The sequence below is a fragment of the Pseudoalteromonas sp. KG3 genome (assembly GCF_030436385.1).
In the GTDB taxonomy this organism is placed as follows: Bacteria; Pseudomonadota; Gammaproteobacteria; order Enterobacterales; family Alteromonadaceae; genus Pseudoalteromonas; species Pseudoalteromonas prydzensis.
Window position 1 is genome coordinate 825,376 of the sequence record NZ_CP098524.1, and the last position, 24,278, is coordinate 849,653.

14 protein-coding genes are annotated in these 24,278 nt (G+C 41.5%); 8 read left to right on the forward strand and 6 right to left on the reverse strand.

The annotated features are described in order from the left end of the window. Positions 1 to 61 precede the first annotated feature (61 nt). A complete protein-coding gene (locus NDQ71_RS22130) occupies positions 62 to 301 on the reverse strand; it encodes a hypothetical protein (protein WP_064664794.1) in 240 nt (79 codons plus the stop codon). 471 nt (positions 302 to 772) lie between these two features. Between NDQ71_RS22130 and NDQ71_RS22135 the strand changes: the two genes are divergently transcribed. From NDQ71_RS22135 to NDQ71_RS22150, 4 genes are all read left to right on the forward strand, one after another. Beyond that, positions 773 to 3,214 carry a M1 family metallopeptidase gene (locus NDQ71_RS22135; protein WP_192540175.1) on the forward strand — a complete coding sequence of 814 codons (2,442 nt, stop codon included), beginning with the start codon at positions 773 to 775 and terminating at the stop codon, positions 3,212 to 3,214. Then, positions 3,214 to 3,723, forward strand: coding sequence for a DUF6702 family protein (locus NDQ71_RS22140; RefSeq protein WP_192540176.1), 510 nt, complete (start codon positions 3,214 to 3,216; stop codon positions 3,721 to 3,723). The genes NDQ71_RS22135 and NDQ71_RS22140 overlap by 1 nt, the downstream gene beginning before the upstream one ends. 177 nt (positions 3,724 to 3,900) lie before the next feature. Next, positions 3,901 to 4,542, forward strand: coding sequence for an HAD family hydrolase (locus NDQ71_RS22145; protein ID WP_192540177.1), 642 nt, complete (start codon positions 3,901 to 3,903; stop codon positions 4,540 to 4,542). Between the two features lie 162 nt (positions 4,543 to 4,704). Further along, on the forward strand, positions 4,705 to 5,430 hold the full coding sequence (locus NDQ71_RS22150) for a YebC/PmpR family DNA-binding transcriptional regulator (protein WP_192540178.1): 726 nt from the start codon (positions 4,705 to 4,707) through the stop codon (positions 5,428 to 5,430). Between the two features lie 319 nt (positions 5,431 to 5,749). Here NDQ71_RS22150 and NDQ71_RS22155 read toward each other — a convergent pair whose 3' ends face one another. Beyond that, positions 5,750 to 7,927 (reverse strand): malate synthase G, encoded by a 2,178-nt coding sequence (locus NDQ71_RS22155; RefSeq protein ID WP_192540179.1) that lies wholly within the window; start codon positions 7,925 to 7,927, stop codon positions 5,750 to 5,752. Positions 7,928 to 8,185: 258 nt separating this feature from the next. On the opposite strand from NDQ71_RS22155, the gene NDQ71_RS22160 reads away from it, so the two are divergent. Then, complete coding sequence (locus NDQ71_RS22160) at positions 8,186 to 9,787, forward strand: isocitrate lyase (protein WP_301562755.1); 1,602 nt, start codon at positions 8,186 to 8,188, stop codon at positions 9,785 to 9,787. 816 nt (positions 9,788 to 10,603) lie between these two features. Here NDQ71_RS22160 and NDQ71_RS22165 read toward each other — a convergent pair. After that, positions 10,604 to 12,628, reverse strand: a complete 2,025-nt coding sequence (locus NDQ71_RS22165; protein WP_301562756.1) for a S9 family peptidase — start codon at positions 12,626 to 12,628, stop codon at positions 10,604 to 10,606. Between the two features lie 273 nt (positions 12,629 to 12,901). Between NDQ71_RS22165 and NDQ71_RS22170 the strand changes: the two genes are divergently transcribed. Next, a complete protein-coding gene (locus NDQ71_RS22170) occupies positions 12,902 to 13,807 on the forward strand; it encodes a helix-turn-helix transcriptional regulator (protein WP_301562757.1) in 906 nt (301 codons plus the stop codon). 76 nt (positions 13,808 to 13,883) lie between these two features. Here the strand turns inward: NDQ71_RS22170 and NDQ71_RS22175 are convergent, their stop codons facing one another. From NDQ71_RS22175 to NDQ71_RS22185, 3 genes are all read right to left on the reverse strand, one after another. Then, a complete protein-coding gene (locus NDQ71_RS22175; protein WP_301562758.1) occupies positions 13,884 to 16,034 on the reverse strand; it encodes a TonB-dependent receptor in 2,151 nt (716 codons plus the stop codon). Positions 16,035 to 16,264: 230 nt separating this feature from the next. Then, positions 16,265 to 19,600 (reverse strand): hypothetical protein, encoded by a 3,336-nt coding sequence (locus NDQ71_RS22180; RefSeq protein ID WP_301562759.1) that lies wholly within the window; start codon positions 19,598 to 19,600, stop codon positions 16,265 to 16,267. A 10-nt stretch (positions 19,601 to 19,610) separates the two neighbouring features. After that, on the reverse strand, positions 19,611 to 20,486 hold the full coding sequence (locus NDQ71_RS22185; RefSeq protein ID WP_301562760.1) for an ABC transporter ATP-binding protein: 876 nt from the start codon (positions 20,484 to 20,486) through the stop codon (positions 19,611 to 19,613). A gap of 236 nt (positions 20,487 to 20,722) precedes the next feature. Between NDQ71_RS22185 and NDQ71_RS22190 the strand changes: the two genes are divergently transcribed. Then, the gene (locus tag NDQ71_RS22190; protein WP_301562761.1) at positions 20,723 to 22,510 is read left to right on the forward strand and encodes an ABC transporter ATP-binding protein; all 1,788 of its coding nucleotides are present in this window, start codon (positions 20,723 to 20,725) and stop codon (positions 22,508 to 22,510) included. Positions 22,511 to 22,531: 21 nt separating this feature from the next. Beyond that, a complete protein-coding gene (locus NDQ71_RS22195) occupies positions 22,532 to 24,262 on the forward strand; it encodes an ABC transporter ATP-binding protein (protein ID WP_301562762.1) in 1,731 nt (576 codons plus the stop codon). Positions 24,263 to 24,278 lie beyond the last annotated feature (16 nt).

Consider the following 24,278-nt stretch of genomic DNA (forward strand, 5'->3'; position numbering starts at 1 on the left):
GCTCTTAAAATCTGTTAAGAGCGTCAATATACCCAAGCTAAATTAAGATGCAAGGGCATAGTTAAGGGCTGAGGTTATACCAGGCAAAAATCACAATCGGCAATGCTAATAATGCCATCACTAAAGGCACCTTTAGGGCTTTGGTTTGTTTTGCTTGTAATACTTTTAATGCATTAGTTTCGTTACAAGCGGCCACTTTATCGATATAAAAATAGCCCGAATCTAGATACTGTTTACAACTTTGTTCATCTGCTGGAATTGCAATCAATTCTTGTTGTTTTTTTAGGATATAAAAATCCATACGACCACCGCATTTTACTTGATTGTTGAAACATATTTGAAAGGAAAAGCCATGCTTTTAAACCCCCTCAAATTAAAAAAGTGGGCGATTTTAAATACAAAAGACTATAAAGGTCAACTAAAGAATTCACTATTTAGTAATTAAACTAAAAATAGCCGAAATTAGGCTCAAAGTTACCGCAATAACCAACAATATGCAGCATAAAACACGCCAGTTTTTACTATATGAAATTTCATCAGCAACCTCGGTAAACATTAATTAATTTTACTGTAAAACATGCTCATGATTACGCTTGAATTTTATGTAATGGCTGCTGTAAACCCCCTTTACATTACTTTTATTTTTAAGATTAATGACGGTTTTCGTATACCTCATTTTCTACCCTATAAAAGCGGTGGTTTGTCGCTATTTTATTGAATAATTGTGACCATTTTGACAAAGTAGGCTAACGGAAATTTAACAGGATTAATTATGAAAAAAGCAGTAATAACATTAGGGGCTTTGTTTTTACCATTAGCACTCTCAGGTTCTGTTTTGGCGTCTTCAGTTGAGCAAACTAAAGGCAGCTATGTTGATAAGTTTCGTCAACTCGATGAAGCGTTACCAACACCTAATGTCTATCGCAGTGCAGCCGGTGAACCTGGTGAGAAATATTGGCAACAGAAAGTAAATTACGACATTGATGTGACGTTAGATGAGCAAAAGCGCCGTTTAACTGCAAGCCAAACTATTGAATACAAAAATAACTCGCCACATACGTTGAAGTATTTATGGTTACAACTCGACCAAAATATCTTTAAAAGTGATTCAATCGCAGAACGTACTGCAACCTTTAACGCTGATAAATTACAAGGCCGTCCAGACGACAAACCGGCAAAGTTAAGCTTAGGGCAACTTCGTCGTCAGCAATTTATGAGCGATAATGAGTTAGGTTTTACGGTCGCTAATGTTAAAGATGAGAGCGGTAAAGAGCTAAAAGTAACTGTGGTTGATACGTTAATGCGTGTTGATCTAAACGAGCCACTTAAACCAGGTAAAGATGTTGAGTTCAGTATGAACTTTGCTTTCAACATTGTTGAGGAAGATGCCGTCGGTGCTCGCTCAGGCTATGAACACTTTGCAGAAGATGGTAATGACATATTTTTACTTGCGCAGTGGTTCCCGCGTTTAGCCGCATATACAGATTATGAAGCGTGGACTAATAAAGCGTTTTTAGGCAGTGGTGAGTTTACCCTTGAATTCGGTGATTATGATGTTGAGATCACTGTGCCTGCAGATCATATCGTATCAGCAACGGGTAAACTTGATAATGCCAGCAGTGTGTTAACGCGCACTCAGCGTAATCGTTTAGAACAAGCCGAAAAAGCAAAACGCCCAGTTTTCATTGTCACTGAAGAAGAAGCACTAGAAAACGAAAAACAAGGCACAGACCAAACCAAAACGTGGCGCTTTAAAGCCGAAAACGTACGTGATTTTGCATGGGCTTCTTCACGTAAATTTATGTGGGACGCTAAAGGCTATCAGCAAGGTGGAGATGATCAGCCATTAGTGATGGCAATGTCATTTTTCCCTAAAGAAGGTGGCGATCTTTGGAAAAAGTATTCAACCGAAGCCATCGTTCATACCATGGAAGTATATTCACGCTTCTCATTTGATTACCCTTACCCTGTAGCACAGTCAGTAAATGGCCCGGTCGGTGGTATGGAATACCCTATGATCACCTTCAATGGTCCTCGTACAAAGTTACAAGATGATGGCACTCGTACCTACTCGCAAGCTGAAAAGCGCTTTTTAATTGGCGTGGTGATCCACGAAGTAGGCCATATCTATTTCCCTATGGTGGTTAACTCTGATGAGCGCCAGTGGACCTGGATGGATGAAGGCTTGAATAGCTTTTTAGATGGCGTTGCGGGCCGTGAGTGGGACCCTACTATTCCATGGGGCGTAGAGCCGCGCGATATCGTCGCGTATATGAAGTCTGAAAACCAAGTGCCTATTATGACGCAGTCTGACAGCGTATTGCGTTTAGGCCCGAATGCTTATACTAAACCTGCTGCGGCACTGAATATTCTTCGTGAAGTTATTTTGGGCCGAGAGCTATTTGACTTTGCCTTTAAAGAATATGCATTGCGCTGGAAATATAAGCGCCCTACCCCAGCTGACTTTTTCCGTACGATGGAAGAAGCGTCAGGGGTTGATTTAGATTGGTTTTGGCGTGGTTGGTTTTACACCACAGATCATGTAGATATCTCGTTAGATAAGGTCTATCAATTACGTTTAGACACCAAAAACCCAGATATTGATTTTAACCGCTTACGTGATATTGAAGCGGCGAAACCAATGCCGTTATTCGTTGAGCGCAATAAGGCCGAAGGTAAGAAGTTATGGGTTGAAGAAAACCCAGACGTGACTGATTTCTATGACGGTAATGACCGCTTCACTGTAACGAATAAAGAGCGTAACGCGTATAACAAGTTCTTAAAAGGTTTAGAGCCGTGGGAGCGTAAAGTACTGGATCGTGCAGTTGAAGAAGATAAAAATTACTATGTGCTGGAGTTTTCAAACTTGGGTGGTTTAGTGATGCCAATTCTACTTGAGCTAACATATGAAGACGGCAGTAAAGAAGAGCAGTATATTCCGGCTGAAATTTGGCGCCGTAATCATAAACATGTGCAAAAGTTAATTATCACTGATAACAATAAACCGCTTGTTTCAGTTTCTGTTGATCCTCGCTGGGAAACGGCTGATGTAGATGTTGAAAATAATAACTACCCTCGCCGTATTATTCCATCACGTATTGAAGTGTATAAACGTGATAAGAGCAAAGCGAAAGTCAGCCGCGATATCATGCATGATATTAAAACTGAATTAAAAAATGATGAAGAAAAAGATGACGCTAAGGAACAAAAATAATGCGTTTTTTACTCATTACTCTTGCTTTACTCGTTGCTGCGCCTGCAATGGCGCACCAACTGAAAGCCTCTGTAACCACGGTTTTATTTAATAAACGTACTAACAACATCGAGTTGATGCATCGTTTTTATTTACACGATACTGAGCATGCTGTGGAGCATTTATTTCCTGGCAGTGCCGATATTATAAGTAATAAAGAGGATCAACAACGTTTTGCAGACTACATCGAGTCACATGTTGCTCTGCAAACACTTGATGGACAGCCATTAAAATTGCAGGAAGTGGGCGCTCAAATAGATGGAAAGTTCTTTTGGGTATACCAAGAAGCCCCTATCCCTAAAGATATTAAAGGCATTCGCATGAGTCATGGTGCACTGCGTGATTTATGGCCTGCACAAGTCAATATGGTTAACGTTGAAGGCAAAGGCAAAGTAAAAACCTTGCATTTCACCCAAGACGATACGTGGCTTGAAGCTCGCTTTGAGCCATTAGCAGCAAGCAATAATTAGTTTTAGTTGTTATTTCCCAACCGACGCGCACAGTAGTTTTGTGCGCGTTTTTTTCTTTAAATTTCTTCTCATATCCAATTACTTAAACTATCTTATAGGAAGTTACTGGGATGAATTTGAAATCATACCAATCGTGTTAAGTATTCAAGTCGATAGGTATCATAGACAAGGAAAGATATGAATTTGCATGAGAATATGGTCGCTGGGGTGATTTTTGATTTAGATGGCACGCTTATGTCATCGGAGTTAGATTTTACCTTGATAAAGGCGCAAATTGGTTGCCCAGCAGAGCTCGATTTACTTAGTTTTATAGCTCAGCTTCCTTCTCCTTATATGCGTGAAGAAGCAATGAATATAGTACATCAACATGAATTAATAGATGCGCAACATGCAACCCTTTTACCTGGCGTGGCGCAAGCAGTTGCAAGGTTAAAACAACAAGCCCTGCCGATGGCAATCGTAACGCGAAATTATGATCGCGCAGCAGCGCTTAAATTAAAAAATAATCCATTGCCAATTCAAACAGTACTGACCCGCAGTGATGCCCCTGCAAAACCTGATCCTAGTGCCCTAAATGCAATTGCAACATTATGGGAAATGGAGCAGCAGCATGTACTTTATGTTGGGGATTATCTTTATGATATACAAGCGGCACATAATGCGAATATGCGCGCTTGCTTATATGCACCTAGCGATATTCCTGCGTATGCCAATCAAGCCGATTACATTGTAAAGCATTTTTCTGAATTACCGGGGTTAATAAATCAATTAAATGAAAAACAGTTATTATCACAGTCCTCACATTCCACCGCTTTATGAAATTGGTTATTATGTTAAATAGAGTGTAATTTAACTTTTGTTGATGCAAAGTTCATAAAAATTAAATATCAAATAGTAATTTTGCAATCATTTAATCACTAGCTGAAAACTGTGCGAATTGTTAAAATGGCGTCAATCACGAGTTTCCAATAGAGGCATAAGATGGGCAGAGCATTTGAAGTCCGTAAAAACGCCATGGCAAAAACTGCCAATGCGAAAACCAAAGTTAATTCTAAATACGGTAAAGAAATTTACGTCGCTGCAAAAAATGGTGAACCTGATCCAGAAGTAAACCAATCTTTAAAACGTTTAATTGAACGTGCCAAGCGAGATCAAGTTCCTGCGCATGTAATCGAAAAAGCGATAGAAAAAGCAGCCGGTGGTGCAGGGGAAGACTATTCAACAGCACGCTATGAAGGTTATGGCCCAGGTAATTGTATGGTGATAGTGGATTGTTTAACAGATAACCCAAATCGTACTATCAAAGATGTTCGCTTACCGTTCACTAAAACAGACTCTAAAATAGGCACGCCAGGCTGTGTAGCCCATATGTTTGACCACTTAGCTGTACTTGGCTTTTCCGGTGATGACGATGAAGTGGTGTTAGAAGCGCTGATGATGGCTGACGTGGATGTAACCGATGTTGAAGTTGAAGATGGCAAAGTATCTGTTTTCGCTCCACATACAGAGTATTACAAAGCAAAAACCGCGCTAGAAGATGCCTTTGCAGATATTAACTTTGAAGTTGACGAAATTACCTTCGTACCGCAAGTCCATGTCGATATAACTGATCCGGACGACATCGCTAATTTTGAAAAGTTTATAACCATGCTTGAAGATTGTGATGACGTACAAAATGTTTATCACAATGCAACGGTTGTAAGTTAAGGGTAGCAGCGAGTTTACCTCGCGATAATAAGATTATTCGCGGTGGCAAGGTATTCGTTTAAAGGTAATTACCCACCGTGCTCCTGTAGTCATTTATCCAACAAGTTTATTTTACCACCGAGGGCAGGAGGCGCTGCGCGCTACACAGAGAAAGCTTAAGTAAAAAATTATTAATTTCTTCTCTATGAACTCTGTATTTTCGATGGTGAATACATCACTGAATGCTAGCTATTCACTGTAATTATGGCGATAGGCTATTTAAGTAAAAAAAAGCCAGCCCGAGGGCTGGCAATATGACACTAACAAACTCGAAGGGGAGTTATCGTTGCGCTTTAAACTTTATACGAAACGCATGCAATAATGGTTCAGTATAGCCACTAGGCTGCTTAACCCCTTCTAACACAAGGGCTAGGGCGGCTTGGTAGGCAATACTTTGCGCTAAACTTTGCTCAGAATCAGCCATCGCAATATAGTTAGCATCGCCCTCATTTTGACCATCCACAACTTTAGCCATTTTGGCCATGGTGTTTTCTATTTGCGCTTGTGTACACACTCCGTGATGCAACCAGTTAGCCATATGTTGACTTGATATACGCAAGGTTGCTCTATCTTCCATCAAGCCTATGTGGTTAATATCAGGTACTTTAGAGCAGCCAACGCCTTGATCAATCCAGCGCACCACGTAACCTAAAATACCTTGTGCATTGTTATCAAGCTCGGCCTGAATGTCTTCTTTAGTTAAACTATTCGGATCGACCATCAAAGGTGGGGTGAGTAGCTGCGTTAAACTGGCTTGTTGACGTTCAGAGATGGCTTTTTGGCAGGCAAATACATCAACATCATGGTAGTGCATAGCATGTAACGTAGCAGCAGTCGGGGAGGGCACCCAGGCGGTGTTTGCGCCAGATTGCGGATGGGCAATTTTTTGTTCCATCATTAATGCCATTTTATCAGGCATTGGCCACATACCTTTACCGATTTGCGCGCGGCCACTTAAGCCGGTTTGCAAGCCGATATCAACATTACGGTCTTCGTATGCTGCTATCCAAGGTTGTTGTTTAATGGCGGCCTTTGGCAGTACTACTCCGGCTTGCATTGAGGTATGAATTTCATCCCCAGTGCGGTCTAAAAAGCCAGTGTTAATAAAGACAACGCGCTCTTTTGCTGCTGCGATACAGGCTTTAAGGTTAACAGAAGTACGGCGCTCTTCATCCATAATGCCCATTTTCACGGTGTTTGCAGGAAGCTGTAGTAACTGCTCAACGCGGCTAAATAGGGTGTTTGTAAAGGCGACTTCTTCCGGGCCATGCATTTTGGGTTTTACAATATTGATACTGGCTGCACTGGAGTTTTTAACTGGGCTATTACCTTGTAAGTCATGCAGCGCTGCAGTGGCTGTGATCACCGCATCCATAATGCCTTCAAATACATCCCGACCTTGGCTATCTTGTATTGCAGGATTGGTCATCAAGTGGCCAACATTACGGATGAACATCATACTGCGGCCTTTTAAAGTCAACGGTTGGCCATTAACCCCGCTGTAGTTGCGATCTGGCGCCAGTGTACGCTCAATGGTTTTACCTTCTTTAGTGAATGATTCAACCAGCGTGCCTTTCATTAAACCAAGCCAGTTTTGGTAAACCTGCACTTTATCTTCGCCGTCAACGGCGGCTACGGAGTCTTCACAGTCCATTATGGTTGTTAATGCGGCTTCTAGCACCACGTCTTTTAAACCGGCTTTATCGGCGTTACCAATTGGGTGATTGTGGTCAATTTGTAGCTCAATGTGTAAGCCGTGGTTGATCAGTAAAATAGCCGTTGGATTTTGTGCTTCACCTTGAAAACCAACAAGTTGTGTTGGTTGTTTTAACCCAGTTTGTGAGCTATCACGTAAGGTGATAAAAAGCTGTCCATTCACTACCGAATAATTAGTGCTTTCGATATGTGAGCCATTTTCAAGGGGGATGGCTTTATCTAAAAACTGCCTTGCATAGGCCATTACTTTAAAGCCGCGAACAGGATTATAAGTGCTGCCTTTTTCGGCTCCATCCTCTTCACTTAACACATCAGTGCCGTATAAAGCATCGTATAACGAGCCCCAGCGAGCGTTTGCAGCATTAAGAGCAAAGCGTGCATTGCTTACTGGCACAACGAGCTGCGGGCCTGCTGTGCGTGCTATTTCGGGCTCCACGTTATCAGTTTCAATAGAAAAGTTTTCTGGCTCAGCAACCAAATAACCAATATCTGTTAAGAATTGTTGATAGTGCGCAGCGTCCCAGTGTTTGTGAGCAACATGATAGCTATCAATTTGATGTTGCAAGTCTTCACGCTTAATAAGTAACTGGCGGTTGATAGGGCTTAAATCATCAATAATATCAGCAAAGCCTTGCCAAAAATGCTGTTTACTAATGCCGGTACCCGGTAGCAGTTGTTGGTTAACAAAATCGGCTAACTGGCTATTAACAGTTAGCCCAAACTTGCTGTGAGAGGTGGTCATAATCGGTATCCTTTTAAACGGTCGCGGTGCTAATTAAATGACAATTGTTGATTGTCGTGCTGTAACCATAACTCAAAAACGACCGTTCAGTGTGGTTTTGTCCATTCATAAAGTATATAGCCAGCATAACAACTATAAATTTACTAAATCTGAAAAATCAGCCTAATGTTGTTTTAAGCGCTAACGAGCAAACCCTCATTAGCCTCTCTCACAATCAGAAATATAAATTTGTATTAACCCGTTCAAAGGATTTTTATTATGACTACTTATCAACGTGAAACAGATTCGTTAGCAACACTTTGTCAAGCACAAGGTAAACAATGGCAAGCGATTAACCCTGAGTACGCCAGTCGTATGCGTTTGCAAAATCGCTTTCGTACTGGGCTTGATATCGCACAATTTACGGCAGATATTATGCGTGAAGATATGGCGGCATATGATGCTGATACTAGTCAATACACGCAATCTTTAGGCTGCTGGCATGGCTTTACTGCGCAACAAATGATGATGGCAATTAAGCGTCATCAAAAAACAACTAAGCGCAGCTACGTATACTTAAGTGGTTGGATGGTTGCAGCACTTCGCTCTGAATTTGGCCCACTGCCTGATCAAAGTATGCATGAGAAAACTTCAGTGCCAGCGCTTATTGAAGAAATTTATACGTTCTTAAAACAAGCCGATGCTCGCGAATTAGACCATTTATTTAAAGACCTTGATGCTGCAAAAGCAAGCGGCGGTGATGTGCAAGCAGTGCTAGATAAGATCGATAACTTTGAAAGTCATGTAGTGCCAATTATTGCCGATATTGATGCCGGTTTTGGTAATGAAGAAGCAACCTATTTACTGGCTAAAAAGATGATTGAAGCTGGCGCATGTGCCATTCAAATCGAAAACCAAGTGTCAGATGCAAAACAATGTGGTCACCAAGCAGGTAAAGTAACGGTGCCGCATGAAGACTTTTTAGCAAAAATTAATGCGGTACGTTATGCATTTTTAGAGCTTGGCATTGATAACGGCATTATCGTAGCGCGTACTGATTCACTGGGTGCAAGTTTGACCCAAAAAGTGCCGGTATCGCAAACACCTGGCGATCTTGCGAGCCAATACAATGCGTTTTTAGAAACCACACCGATTAACGGCGTAGAGGACTTAAACGAAGGTGACACTGCAATGAAGCTTAACGGCCAATTGTGTAAACCAACCCGCCTTGATAACGGCCTTTATCAATTCCGCGAAGGCACAGAGAAGGACCGTGTGGTACTTGATTGTGTGACCAGCTTGCAGTCAGGCGCCGATTTACTGTGGATTGAAACTGAAAAACCACACGTTAAGCAAATCGCTGAATTGGTAAATCGTGTTAAACAGCAAGTACCAGACGCGAAACTGGTTTACAACAATTCACCATCATTTAACTGGACACTTAAATTCCGTGAGCAGGTTTATCAACAGTGGCTTGATGAAGGTAAAGATTTATCAGCTTACCCAAGCATTGATGATAATAAGGCACTGATGGCACCTGAAATGGATAATACTGAATTGGCACAAGCAGCCGATGTGTTAGTACAAAACTTCCAACGCGATGGCGCACGTGAAGCAGGGATTTTCCATCATTTAATTACTTTACCAACGTACCATACAGCAGCATTAAGCACAGATATTCTATCTGAAGGTTACTTTGGCGACTTAGGAATGCTAGCTTATGTACGTGATGTACAGCGCCAAGAAATTCGTCGTGAGCAAGCGTCAGTGAAGCACCAAGACTTAGCGGGTTCTAATATCGGTGATACACATAAAGAGTATTTCTCAGGTGATAATGCGCTTAAAGCGGGCGGTGAAGCGAATACTATGAATCAATTTTAAAAAGTAAAACAACATTCCAACTCAACAGTGTTACAAGGGCCGCAAGGCCCTTTTTTCGTGCATAGCTAAATGAATAAGCTTGTGCATAGCGGAGTTTTAAGCGTAACCTAACTTGCTAACTTGCTAACTTGCTAACTTGCTAACTTGCTAACTTGCTAACTCAGATCACTATTTTACTAGCAGGAGTCTAGGCTCTAACTTTTCAGATCAGAGTTTAATTAAGTGAAGCTTTTTTGGATCAGAATTTCATCAAGCGAGGGGAGTGGTTTGTATCCTCTACTGATTTTGGCCTGTTAGAGCTGATTTTACTCTTTAGAAGGGGGATTATTGATAAATAGTGTCGTTTATTCTTATTAGTTAAGCGATATAAACCGATTTTTTACTAACTCAAAGTCGTTACAAACCATTTTTTTACTAACTGAAACGCCATAAACAGTGACTCAAACCGATTTTTTACTAACTCAACTGACTGAAATTGCTATAAACCGAAATTTTACTAACTCAGCTTACCTACTAAGTCCGATATAAATATTGCTCAATGTGAATAAGCACTCACTTTTTGTAAAGGGGGTTTACAAAAGTGAGGGGAAGTTAGCGAGAGTAAAGTTAGCGAGAGTAAAGAGACGAAGTACTTGACTACCGCGTTTAAAAATTTATTTTGATAAAACTCGCAAACTCGCAAACTCGCAAACTCGCAAACTCGCAAACTCGCAAACTCGCAAACTCGCAAACTCGCAAACTCGCAAACTCGCAAACTCGCAAACTCGCAAACTCGCAAACTCGCAAACTTTACTCTCAGAACTCGCTAACTTATTTCTATTTACTATGCTTATCAAACCACCACTGAATATAAGCTACTTTCGTCATTAAATTTGAAGGGCGTTTAGTTATGCCATGCGATGCGCCAGGAATGCGCACCATTGCCGTGTCCACACCTTGTAGTTTCAAAGCTTGGTAGTATTGCTCAGTTTCAGATATCGGCGTGCGGTAATCGACTTCGCCTGTTAATAGCATGGTCGGGGTTTTAACATTACCTACATAGCTTATTGGAGAGCGTTTCATATAATGCGCAATGTGATCCCAAGGCTTGCCAGGGAACCAGTAATCAGCAAAAAATGGGTAGTAGTCAGCAGTTAGTACAAAACTGATCCAATTGATAACCGGTTTCGCGACAACAGCAGCTGCAAAACGGTCAGTATGACCCACAACCCATGCTGTTAGTGTGCCACCGCCTGAGCCACCGGTGACAAATAACTTAGACTCATCAATAAAGCCCTTTGCAATTAATGCATCTACACCAGTCATTAAGTCATCAAAGTCATTACTTGGGTAATTATGATGAATTGTTTGCGCAAACTCCTTACCATATGAATCACTGCCACGTGGGTTCATATAAAGTACTACATTGCCCTTGGCGGCAAACAATTGGACTTCAGGGCTAAAATGAGGGCCATAATTGGCCACTGGTCCACCATGTATCTCAAGTACTAATGGGTATTTTTTGGACTTATCAAAACCCGGTGGATATGCAACCCAACCTTGTATAGCTAAATCATCATGACTTGATTTAAGCCAAATTTCTTCAACCTTGGCTAGGTTTTTATTAGCTAATGCATCTTCATTTAATTGAGTTAATGGTTGCGTTTTACCGCGCTTTAAAAATGCGATATCGGCAGGGCGCTGAGTATTTGCTAAGGTAAATGCCACTTCGCCATCTTCGCTCACATCAAAATCACCACCCGAATATGGGCGGCCAAATGATACGCTGCCTATGTCTTTAGTTAACAGCTTACGTTTGCCGCTACGTGGTTGATAGGCGAGAGTAGTTTGTCCTTCACTATCAAAAGCAAAGTAAAGTCCTTTTGAGTCATCAGCCCATTTTATTTGTGCAACACTGCGGTCTAAGTCGGCTGTAAGACTTTGTGTTTTATCTGTTTTTAAATCACGAATATATAATTGCGTATTTTCGTAATTGGTTTTTTTATCATCATATCCTGTGTAGGCCAAATAACGGCCATTAGGTGAAATCTGTGGTTGGCCATCTGGGCCGAGTCTATCGGTGATTTGAGTGATCTCAGCAGATTGTAAATCCAGTTTGTAGATTTCAGAGTTGGTTGGCTTAAATAAGTAATCTGCATGGCGATTTGCTGAAAAATATAAACTTGCGCCATCATGACTAAAGCTGATTGCACCGCCATGGTCAAAATCACCAGATGTCAGCTGATTTGCATTACCGCCAGTGGCACTAATTTCAAATAGGTGGCGAAAGCCCTTTTGTGTATAACCACCACCATCAGCGCGGTAATAAACATCATCAATATACTTAGCAGGCTCAGCCCAATTAGCACCCTTTGGCTTGCCAGGTAAAGACACTGGGCTTGCGCTGGCAGCGGGGACAAACTGACTAAATACAAGTTTTTTACCATTCGGTGACCAAGTTAAATTGCCAGGGCTTTGGGTTAAATTACTGATCTTGGCAACTGCGCCGGTATTCAGCCATTTGACATAAATTTGGCTACTGCCATCGCGCGTTGAAATAAACGCTAAGCGCGTTTCATCGGGTGAAAGCACTGGCGAGTAATCCATATGCACGCCAGAGGTAAGCGGTTGCAGTTGTTTTGAACTGCTATTAACCGACCAAATATTACTGACTTTACTATCGCTTTTAATATCCATGCGATTACGAACAAAATACACGGTTTTACCGTCGTTAGTCATTTCAATTTGATTGGCATATTCAAGGTCGAATACGTTTTCAAGTTGTAGAGTTTGCTCTGATGGACTCGCAAAGCTTGCAAAACTGGCGGTCGCTAAGAGCGCCAAAGGGGCAATAAACTTCATTTTTATTCCTTGTTATTAAACAACATTAGTACTGTTATAAAGTAACAGCGATTAAAAATACACCATATTGCGATGAAAAGCAGAGTTAAAACCTTTAGATGCTTTTAGTTAAATCGACTTTGTGATGAATTATTAATAAAGGAGTTAACTTAACTTTATTTGTAAATGAAAATCATTATTAACTGTGGGGTGTTGTGATATAGTTTTAAAAAAGTATTCTCAAAGCTCTTTGCAATGAGTGCAGCCAGCCCAGTTAGAATTATAAGGTTTAAAATGACTTTGTGCAGTGACATAGAAATAGATATGGTGAATAGATCGCAGCAAATTGCAAGTGATCATAACTTTGTCCAGTTGTTACCCGGCTTATCAGTAAGCTTATCTACAGCGGGTGATATGGGCCCTGCTGATACTAAACATGTGTTTCCGAGTGATGCGCAACATATTCATTTAAACAGCATTCTTGCGGGAAAATTCGAAGCTACTGTAGGCAATCATTTTTTGCAATGTGGCTGCGGAGACTTCAATATTGGCTTTTCAGCAGGTGAAAAATTTTGTTCATATCACAGCCATGATTTTTGCAATTTAGATATCATGATAAAGCCAGAACTACTTACTGAGCTTGCTGGTGAAGAGCTCTGTGACATAGAGTTGAGTAATCGTCAGTCATTCTTTGTAAAACAAAGTGGATCGAATGGTAAAGTTAATGCATGTGCAAACCGTATTCACCAGCTTATAAAAGAGCCACAAGCAAGTCCTTTGTTATTACATTCTGCGACGCTAGATTATCTATATTGGCACCTGAGCGCACTAAAATCAGTTGATAGCGGCAACCAAGTTTCACTTCGAGAAAAGAAGCAACTTATTGCTGCAAGAGATTTTTTGCTCTCTGATCTGAGTAACCCTCCGACAATTTCAGACGTGGCTAAAGAAGTAGGTTTAAATCAATGTAAGCTTAAGCAAGGTTTTAAAGCATTGTTTGATAACACAGTATACGGCTGCTTCCAAGAAGCAAGAATGCACAAAGCTATGAGTCTACTCAAAGACCATAATGTTACCGAAACGGCAATATCATTGGGTTACAGCAATATTAGTCATTTTAGTGTAGCCTTTAGAAAACAGTTTGACGTGCTGCCAAAAGAAGCTCGGCTTAATTTAGCGCCCACCTTTGTGAGTAATTAAGGTGAGTAATTAAGCGTGTTACTAAAAATAAAAGTGGCGAACAATCAGTTAACGCCACCTTTGCATATATATCAGTTTAGAAATTAGTACCAACTGTTAAACCAATGGTTCGTGGATTTCCTGCTTCTCCTGTCACACCAAAACCAAAGTTAAATGCAACTTTTGAATAGTATTCATCGAGTGCATTTTTAACCCATAAATGAGCATACCAGTTCTCGCTTTCAAGACCGATTTTGCCATTCAAAAGGGAGTACCCAGGTTGTTTCATTTGATTCCCCGCATCAAAAAAATGCTCACCCATATAAATGCTCTCTAGTTGGGTAAATAATGTGTAGTCACCACTTAGTTCTGTACGATTGCTGATTGATAAGTTCGCGCTGAATTTGGGTGTATTTGGCAAGCGATTACCTGAGTAGTCTTCTACCGCGCCGGTGGCAAAGTTTACACTTTCGTACTCGCTATAGGTGGCATCTATATAGCTACTTGAGAAGCCAATAGTCCAATCTGAATGAGGTTGGTAGCGCGATTCAAACTCTAGACCACGGCTCGTACTCTCACCTGCATTGTCTGTAATAATTGTGGTGTTTTCTAGCATTTGCTGTACTTGTTGATCGTCCAATGAGACATAAAACGCCGTGATTGAGAAACTCAGTTGGTTATCCAGTGCTAATGCTTTATAGGCAATTTCATAGTTATTGCTGTACTCTGGCTCAAAGCTGGGCTTATTTAAGTTCGGATACAAAGTATCAAAGCCTCCTGCACGATAACCTTTACTCCATGAGGCATAAATTAGGTCATCGCTGTAAGTTTGATATGAGAGTGCGAGTTTTGGTAGTACTGCACTGAACTCTTTTTCTCCATCATATTGCGTTGTAACACCCGTAGATTGGGAGTTGATACTGATGTCTGCTTCTCGTTGTTCTTTTTGATAACGTAATCCGGCGATAACGGTTACCTCTTCAGTGATAGCATAATCAACTTGGCCAAACGCAGCCCACGCTTGGTCGTCTTTTATAGTAACCGATCTATCAACCATAGGCCCGCTGCCCGGATACATAGCAGAAAAGTTCAAATCATTTCTCGTCGTGTTATGAATACTTGACTGATACCCATAAATACCTACTAGCCAATGATAGTCATTGGTATTTTTTGAGCTCCAACGCATTTCCTGTGAAATTTGATCAAATACTTCACGTGAATTACTGTGAAACTGATATTCGGAGTTATTTCCGGTATCTTGGTCTGCGGTATTCACATTGTCCCAATCTCGCCAGCTGGTGATGGAAATAAAATCAACATCACTACCTTCATAATCAAGGGTTAATGAAGCACCCAGAGCATCGCGCTCATCAACGCCTGCAAAGTCATGATCTACTTGATCTGGGTTTTCTTTGATTTTTTCAATGAGTCCCATTGCATATGAATCTCCCCTAAAGTGTTCATAATCTATTGCAAAGTTGGCTTCGAGATTATCTGTTGCTAGCCACTTTAGTTTTGCTCGCGCACTAATATCATCGCGCGCGCCAAAATCAGTATTTAAGTAGGTATTCTCTAAGTGGCCATCAGTGCTGTGTGCAGAGACAAACATGGCTAAAAATAGATCATCATTATTAATGGGTGTGTTGAGCCCTAATCGCACTCGTTTTGAACCAAAATTATCAGCGGAAACAGTCCCCGTAACCTCTGGCACTTCATCAGGCTGTTTGGTAATTATGTTAATAACACCTGCCAGAGAGTTGCCCCCGTACAATGTACCTTGGGGCCCTCTTAGTACTTCTACACGCTCGATATCAACAAGGTCTAAATCGAAAATACTATTACTGCTGTAATTAACGCCATCTACATAAAAGCCGACGGTTGACTCAGTAAATAAGCCCGGACCTATGCCGCGAATAAATACGTTGCTATCTCTTCGACCACCCCAGCTATACACGTGTAAACTCGGGATTTCGTGGCCAAGCTCTGTAATAGAATAAACTTCTGAATCAGCTAGCTCTTGACCAAAAATGGCGGTAACGCTGGATGCGACCTCCATTATATTTGCAGAGCGTTTCTCGGCAGTAACTTCAATGCGCTCTAAATCTACCTGAGCAGTTTTCTCGTCAGCATAAAGGCTGCAAGACGTGGCGCCTAAACTTAGTGTAAATAATGCACGGAAAATATGACGGCTAATTTTTGACAATGAGTGGTGAGAGTTGGCTGCAGATGTCAGCTTGTAACAAGGCATAGTAATTGAGTTCCTAATAGCAGTGAATAGTAAGTAGTTGGGCACTAAATTATTGCTTAGCAGACACTCGATTTTTGAGTTGGTTTCTCTGCAATAGTGGGGCCCTATTTTTATTGCCGTTATTGTGTCTGTAAGGGGTTGTAGCTACTACCCGCAAACGGCGATTATCCCTCTATACGGGTTTTTAAAGATGGTTAAAGTATTAGGCTTTAACCATCTGTAATGGGGGTTTACAGTTCGCTGGTATTATTGCTGTAAGCAATATCAAACAAAGCCCCATTTTCAGTGAATAAATCACCTAGCTGCTTTTTATATTGAGCGTGCTTTAGGGTTTGGGAGATTTGCTGATATAGCAGATCTGCCGATAAAAACTGTGCGCCTTGCTGTGCATGATAATTAACCACTATATTATTAATAATATTACTAAAGTGCTTATCACCAATGAGTTGCGATGCAGTGTAAATGGCAACTTGTGCTTTACTCTTGGCATAAGGTTGAAGTGTCAATCGAAGTGCATTCTTTTCAATACCAGACTCTTTAGTACGTGCAAGTAAATAATCATCGGTGATAGTGGCAAGCAGTTGTTGTCTTGCTTTACTACTAAGCCCTGATTTGCTTAATGCGAACCAGCTTGGCACCCCTTCAGATAACAGGGGGTAACCTGCCGAATTAGCAATTGCAATGTTTTGCCACCAAACTTGTGCAATTGCGTGATGCAATGTGTAACCGACCCAATCAATATTCGGTGGCTGATGGTAATTATGTTGCCAAGCAGACATTTCAGGAATAAGCACTAAATTTGCACTCACTGTTTGCTTGCCCATACCTTGTGGTAGCGCAGCAATTTTTAAGCTGTTATAAGGGTAGCTACCAAACACCAATTCACCTTGCTCAAGAGCAAGTTTTGCTTGTTGTAAAATGGCATCCAGAATGACTTCATCAGTGTTGATGTAAAATAGTTCTATCGATATTTCTTGCGCCGTTTTAGCGCTTAACCACGATGCTTTACGGGTTTGATATTTCGCACTCACAATGGCCGGTTTCCAGTAACTGGCCGTGGTTGTTTCATATTCATAGAGATGGCGCTGACCTAATGCTTGATGGCTAATTAACTCGCCTGGAGCGACAACAATTTGGTCATTTGGCGCTTCGATTTGCAACGTGTAAGTTATTAAGTCCGCATCATTGTGTTGATATACCTCGGGTGCAGTAGATTGACTCACAGCATCAATAGTTAACGGGTTAAGTTTATGCTTGTTGCGAAGTGCGCTGTCGTTGATTATTTTATTTTTTTCAAACCCAATAGTGGGCCAAAAATCAGTATCAATGTAGCTGGCATCTTTACTGATTTTGCCAAGGTAGTCAGTTGCATGATTGCGGTAGCCCTGATATTGGACTGAGGCTGCAATACTCAACAGGGTGTTTTTTTCAGGCGCAACATTGAGGCCCCATAGCGAAACGTGATGTGCTTCATCTGTTCGCTGCGCTGAAAGTGTTTTCCCCTCAGTGCTGATGCTATTAATGGTAGTGAAGGCATTGCTATTAATTAGCAGCTGCTCAATAGGGGGGTTGTTTGGGTTTACCAGCGTTAAATTAGCTTTGTAATCAACTGCTCGCTTATCTGGATGAAGCGTCAGAGCAACCTCAGCATGACTAATTTTAGGCTGCGGCTGAGTATTAAATTGACGATATTGCTGCTCATACTCCACCTGTTTTGCATAGCCATCAGCTTGTGTTTCAAACTGACCATTGATAATCATATTTTGATAAATAGCATGCGCTTGATAAACAAAGGTTGTTACCGCCAATAGCAATATAGCCAGTGACCGTAGTGCGATTTTTCGAGGTAATGTTGCTATTCTTTCTTTGCATGGCGAGATCATACCTCTAGGCCACAGCCAGCTGACAAACACCAATAAAACACAATAAAAGCTTAACCAGTAGATCATAAGATTAAGGTCTCTGGTAATAAACTGTTCCATTGAAGCAATTTCAGATAATTGCGCTATTGACGGCCACGCCCATAGTAACATAAAGTTTTCTACTGCGTTGGTTTCATTGAATATAGCCGGCGAAATACACAGCATCACCGCGAGCACTTGTGCGGCAATTTTAGACTGCAACAGGCCATAACTGATGATGGCAATAAAGACATAAGCCAGCATTAATGGCAGTAATACAATAAAGCTCAAATGCCATAAGCTTTGCCAGTCAGGATCGACGTAGCCTTGGATAAATTGAGTGCCCAGCAAACCTGATATTGGCACCAGCATTAATACAAAGGCAATAATAATTGCGCTGATAATATGACTCAAAGGGGCTTGCCAGTCAGGTGTGGGGCACACAGCAACAAGCTGTGCGGTATTTAGCTGATGGTCTTTGTGGCATTGATCAACAACGAAAAAGGCAGCGGCTAGCATAGTGAAAATTAAACTCGGGTAAATTAACACCGGGAGCAAGGTGTGGGTTTTTGGTAAAATGGCCGCGCTGCCTTCTATGCCCGGTAGACGATAGCTTAACCCTGCGATGATCAGCATCAAAGATAGAGTTAACATTGAAAAATAAAACGCTTTATTGGTAATGATTTGGCGCGCTTGAAGATACCCAGTACGGACACTGAATTTAAGCCAATAAGCAATAGCGTTATTGCTTATCATCGTCAGCGTAGTCATGTTTAGCTTACCAGTACTGGGCTGGTGTTGTTGATCAGTTGTAATTGCCTTGGTTGATGATTTTTGCCCGTTGCTGGTTCTAAATGCTGCTAAGTCAAAGCGCCACCAGGCAAATACCAGAAGGGCAACAGCAAGTGTTAAATAGAGTAGGCGATTACAGAGTAAAGCGCTATCTAGGCTCAAAAATTGAGTCATTCTTTGCTCAGCCGTCCAGTAAAAAATTTGCCCTTCAACGGTGACTTTACCTAGCGGGTCGACAATTTGTAGCCAAGGAGCTTGGGGAGCTCCATCACCAAATAAGGCGGTGATCAGCACAAAAGAACCTACCGCTATCATCATCGCAGCATAAGCGGGTGTCGCGCGCCCTGTAAGTGCCGTGAGCGCAAAAGGGATTGCTGTATAAACAATACAAGCAGGGAGTAGCCAAAGTAGTATCGCGTGGAAAATATGCGGCCACGAGGTCGCTATGAAGTCGCTGGAAGGGTAAAGCCCAAAGAGGTTTGACACCACAGGTAAGGAAACCATGGCGATAACAACAGAACTCATCACCAATAGTACGATCACTAAACACGCTAAGTATTTACCGATAAAATAGTGCTTACTATTAATATCAAAACTATACAAATAATCTGCCGTTTTTGAATTCAGATCTCTAAGTAGTGTGGGTATTACCAATGCACTACCAACGGTGGCAGCCCAAAATGTGTAATACATAAATAGATAGTAAATAGCGTAAGGAGAATTGCGAGCGACTCTGCCACTTTGCATCAAGGTATCCCATTCACCACCTAACATTTCTCGGTACCCCATAACGATCATGGCGAGCAAACAGGCCCATGTCGCTACGGAGCGTAATCGATATTTAAGCTCAAATAAAAAACTGGTAATAAACATGTACAGATCCTTAAACAGCTAGTTCAGGGACGTAGCTGAAGTAAAAGTCTTCAAGGTCCGCGGGGCTTTGCGTAAAGTTATCAGCAGGGAGTGTGTCGCTTAGAATTGTGGCTTGTATATCGCCTTTGATGATGCGTGTTGATATCACTTTGTGATTATTGCGTAGCTGGTTTAACTCTTCTCGTGCTACTGTCTTACGCCAGATCTTTCGTTCGATGGATGCGACGAGGGCATCGGGCTTGCCGCGTGCTAATATACAGCCGTTGTTGAGGATACCCATATCACCACACAAATCAGTCACATCGCTCACTATATGTGTGGATAGAATCACAATAGCGTTGTCAGTAAGTTGATGCAAAATACTGTAAAAGCGATTGCGCTCAGCAGGATCTAGCCCCGCCGTTGGTTCATCGACAATGATCACTTTAGGGTTGGTTAATAAAACTTGTGCGATACCAAAGCGCTGACGCATACCACCTGAATAGGTATCGACTGCCTTATGGCAATGTTCAGTGAGATTAACCAGCTGCAATAATTCGTCAATTCTGTTTTTGCGCTCTTTGCTATTTTTAATGCCTTTTAAACGAGCAAAATAATCCAACATAGTCGTTGCCGATGCATCAGCGTAAACACCAAAGTCCTGTGGCAAATAGCCTAACTGGCGACGAAATTCAGTAGGATTGGTAAAAATATTTTGCCCAGCAAAGCGAATTTCGCCGCTGTCAGGTATTTGTAATGTGGCAATGGTACGCATAATACTGCTTTTGCCCGCACCATTAGGGCCAAGAAGGCCAAACATGCCTTTTTCAATCGTTAAATTGACTCTTTTAAGTGCGTGCACACCATTTGTATATGTTTTTGATACATCTCGAATTTCTAATTCCATATTACTGACTCTGTTGTTTATTTTAAATTGTAACGATTTTATTAGGCGCTAGATTGATAGCTGATGACTCCCCCAATCGGTTTTCCGATCCCCCAAAACGATATTTTATAGCGGTTGTACCCGTTACTTCCGATTTGGGGGCTACATAACGGATGCGGGGAGTGGGAGCAAGTTAACTGCAGTAGGCTTAGCTCTTTTCTATCGTCGCTATGTAGCGCATTTTAAGGAGCGAGCTTGTGGGGGTTGAGTCATCTGAGGGGAAAGACAGTTATCGTCCCTGGTCTATCATTTTTTCGATTTGCTCACCTTATAAAGTAAAAATGTTGATGGCTTTGAGTTTAATGGCCATTGTCACCTTCGCTGAGCTTGTGCCGCTGTATTTGCTCTTTGTTGCAATACAAGCATTATTAAATCCACTTTCGAGCTCGGTTGGACTATTGCTATGGATTGCAGCAGGTATGTGTGCCGCGATTTTATTAAAAACGGGACTTGCAATCGGTGCTTATTATTTCAGTCATCAAGTTGCTTTTAAAGCGTTGACTGAAGTAAGAATGAAGCTCGTAACTCAACTGGCCAACCTTCCGTTGACCTGGCTGAGCGCGCAAAGCCCTGCCGTGTTAAAGCAAAATATTTTGCAAGATGTGGAGCATATTGAAAACTTTATAGCCCATCAAAGTGTAGAGCTGTTTAACGCAATTCTTACGCCTATAATAGTATTTACGTTGATAGCTTTTATCGACTGGCGGCTTGCATTAAGCGCCGTGGCAGTAGTGCCTTTAGCATTTTTAGTCAGTGGTTTGTTTATGTATAAATCTGCCAGTCAATATCAACGTTTTAGTCAGGTATCTGAGGATTTAACCTCGACATTGAATGACTATGTTAAAAATATGTCGGTGATGAAGTTGTATAACCTAGACAGCAAGCACTTTAGCGTTTTAAACCGAAAACTTGATCGATACCATAAACTAGTATTAAGTCTTACTAGGCAAACAGTGCCAGGTTGGACACTTTACACTGCATTACTTGGCGCTTCTTTTATTTTCTTACTTCCTACTGCTATTGCGTTACACAGTACACAAACAGTGAATATTGAGCAGATCATTTTAAGTGTGTTATTAGCACTTGGTATGCTCAGCCCCATTATAAAGGTCAGTCGGTTTTTTATGGAGGCTAATGAATTGTTAGCCGGCGTAAGGCGCATCGGACCGATTTATTTAGCCCATTCGGCCAAGCTGAAACACGACCCTATTGATAAAGAACGGACGCTAATGCAGTTTGAAAATGTCACTTTTAGCTATCAATCTCAGCAAGTTATCAATGGGATTAACCTTAAACTAGTCCCTAATTCATTAAATGTGATAGTGGGGGCATCAGGTCATGGTAAATCCACCGTTGCAATGTTGGCTTGTGGTTTGTTACCTCCATCGTCAGGCACAGTACAGGTATACGGACACTATGTGTCTTTATTAACTGATAGTGCGCGTACTCAGTTTATGAGTGTGGTTACACAAGAGAGTTATTTATTTGAAGGCACACTGCGTGACAACATCTTGTTTGGCCGTTGTGGTATTAGCTCCAAATCCTTAGACGATGCGATTGCCGCTGCTCAGCTTAAACTTTGGCTCACGCAATTGCCTGATGGACTTGAAACACAGCTGCAAGCGCGTGGGCAAAACTTATCTGGTGGAGAAAAACAACGTATAGCCATCGCTCGAGCGTTAGTGAGTAACACTCCATTAGTGATTTTGGATGAAGCTACAGCGGCAATGGATAATGTGACTCAGGCGAATTTTTATCATGCATTACAGCGGCATTACCCAAAGACTACTTTTTTAGTGATCACGCATAAATATTCAGGCCTTGAAAATACCAGTCAGATCTTTGTCTTGAATGAGGGGAGAATTGCCTCACAAGGGAGTCATGACACTCTACTGGCTAGCTGCGAATATTATCGCCACAGTTGGCAACTTCAACAAAGTGAAGCCGATCAGCAAAGTACGTTGAAAGACTCGCTAGATTTATAACTAATTAGCTACGAGATTTAAATGAACAAACACGCATTATTAACTATTGGACGTGTGATAAGGCATGCCAGTGCTGGAAAATGGCGCTTTTATACAGGGGTTGTTTTTCGTATCTTGGAGCGTTGCATCGCTATTTTACCGCTATTGCTAAGTTTTTACTGGCTACAGCAGCAGTTCGAAATGTCAGAACAATATTGGCTTTGGTTGGCAACGCCGGTGGATTATTTGCTGACTTTAGCGGGGTGTTTTTTAGCGCAACTGATTTGCGCCTACATTGGTCAATACCAAAGCTTTGTTGGCAGTTATCGTATTGTTCATGCGTATCGTATTAAATTGATTAACCATGTTAGACAGTTGCCACTTGGGCATCTGCAACGAGCCCGTAGCGGCGAATTTTTAGAAATGCTCACTGAAGACATTAAGAAAATTGAGAGTATATTCTCTCATATTACGCCTGATTTAATTTCAGCTTTGGTTGCCCCTATCATTGGCATTATCGTGTTATTTTTTGTTAACCCCGTTTATGCGATGGCTATATTGCTATTATTGCCTTTGGCATTTTTAGCCATGCAAATCTCAAAGCAAAAATTTATCCGTGTAGCCAGCGCTAAGCGCAGCTCGTATCGTCAGACTGCAAGCTGTATTACAGATTATATTGAAGCCTTAAAAACCCTCAAATTATATGACCAAACCCAGACCAGATTGGCCCGTATTGCCATGCAACTAGAGCAAACAAAACAGCATAGTTTGCAAGTTGAAATGTGGGGGGCTGGGCCTGTGCTCACGTATCGAGTGGTGCTTAACATGGCGCTCACTGTGTTTGTAATTCTCTTGGCTGTGACTATGCCTGAGCAACAGTCAGGCATAGATTTTACCAGCATCTTATTTGCGTTGCTGTTGGTTAAATTGCTAGACCCCCTTTTTGAGATTGCTGAATACCTTAGCGTTTTACGCATTGCAATACAGTCTGAGCAAAAACTAGAGTCTATTCTAAACGAGCCTGTACTAGTCGAGCCAATAAACGTGAAAATACCATTAAACTTTGACATCGAGCTTGAGAATATATCGTTTTATTACAAGGATAAAAAAGTGATAGACAGCGTTAACTTTTGTGTAAAGCAAGGCTCTACAACGGCTATTGTCGGTGCTTCTGGTAGTGGTAAGTCTACTTTACTAAATTTATGCGCCCGTTTCTTTGAGCCAAACTCAGGTCGAATAAAAATTGGTGGGATTGATCTTAATGAGATTGGCTCTGAAGGTGTACATCAGTTAGTCAGCATGGTATTTCAAGATATCCAGTTGATAGATGCTAGTATTGCAGAAAACATACGCATCGGTTCCCCAAGTGCTAGCGATGAAGAAGTAATGCAAGCATGCAGGTTGGCAAACTGTTTGGATTTTATAAATCAGCAGCCAGAAGGAATGAACGCGCGAGTGGGTGATGGTGGCTTATTATTATCGGGTGGTCAAAGACAGCGTATTGCAATTGCCAGAGCGTTGTTAAAAGATGCGCCTATTCTGTTATTAGATGAAGCCACAGCTTCGCTAGATCCCATCACCCAAACAGAAATCGTCCAAGCAATGAGTAATCTTATACAAAACCGTACCGTGATCACGGTAGCCCATCGACTTTCAAGCATTGTAAACGCAGATAATATTATTGTACTTCAAGAGGGTAAAGTAGTGGAGTCGGGCGGGCATCATTGCTTGTTATCACGTGGTGGATACTATACACAGCTCTGGAATGCATAGGCTATGTAACTGCGTA

What these genes read in the sequence shown, in the direction of transcription:
- NDQ71_RS22145 (WP_192540177.1), top strand. Translation starts at nt 3,901, where the DNA reads ATGAATTTGCATGAGAATATGGTCGCTGGGGTGATTTTTGATTTAGAT.
- NDQ71_RS22165 (WP_301562756.1), bottom strand. Translation starts at nt 12,628, where the DNA reads ATGAAGTTTATTGCCCCTTTGGCGCTCTTAGCGACCGCCAGTTTTGCA.
- NDQ71_RS22140 (WP_192540176.1), top strand. Translation starts at nt 3,214, where the DNA reads ATGCGTTTTTTACTCATTACTCTTGCTTTACTCGTTGCTGCGCCTGCA.
- NDQ71_RS22195 (WP_301562762.1), top strand. Translation starts at nt 22,532, where the DNA reads ATGAACAAACACGCATTATTAACTATTGGACGTGTGATAAGGCATGCC.
- NDQ71_RS22150 (WP_192540178.1), top strand. Translation starts at nt 4,705, where the DNA reads ATGGGCAGAGCATTTGAAGTCCGTAAAAACGCCATGGCAAAAACTGCC.
- NDQ71_RS22170 (WP_301562757.1), top strand. Translation starts at nt 12,902, where the DNA reads ATGACTTTGTGCAGTGACATAGAAATAGATATGGTGAATAGATCGCAG.
- NDQ71_RS22185 (WP_301562760.1), bottom strand. Translation starts at nt 20,486, where the DNA reads ATGGAATTAGAAATTCGAGATGTATCAAAAACATATACAAATGGTGTG.
- NDQ71_RS22175 (WP_301562758.1), bottom strand. Translation starts at nt 16,034, where the DNA reads ATGCCTTGTTACAAGCTGACATCTGCAGCCAACTCTCACCACTCATTG.
- NDQ71_RS22135 (WP_192540175.1), top strand. Translation starts at nt 773, where the DNA reads ATGAAAAAAGCAGTAATAACATTAGGGGCTTTGTTTTTACCATTAGCA.
- NDQ71_RS22160 (WP_301562755.1), top strand. Translation starts at nt 8,186, where the DNA reads ATGACTACTTATCAACGTGAAACAGATTCGTTAGCAACACTTTGTCAA.
- NDQ71_RS22180 (WP_301562759.1), bottom strand. Translation starts at nt 19,600, where the DNA reads ATGTTTATTACCAGTTTTTTATTTGAGCTTAAATATCGATTACGCTCC.
- NDQ71_RS22155 (WP_192540179.1), bottom strand. Translation starts at nt 7,927, where the DNA reads ATGACCACCTCTCACAGCAAGTTTGGGCTAACTGTTAATAGCCAGTTA.
- NDQ71_RS22130 (WP_064664794.1), bottom strand. Translation starts at nt 301, where the DNA reads ATGGATTTTTATATCCTAAAAAAACAACAAGAATTGATTGCAATTCCA.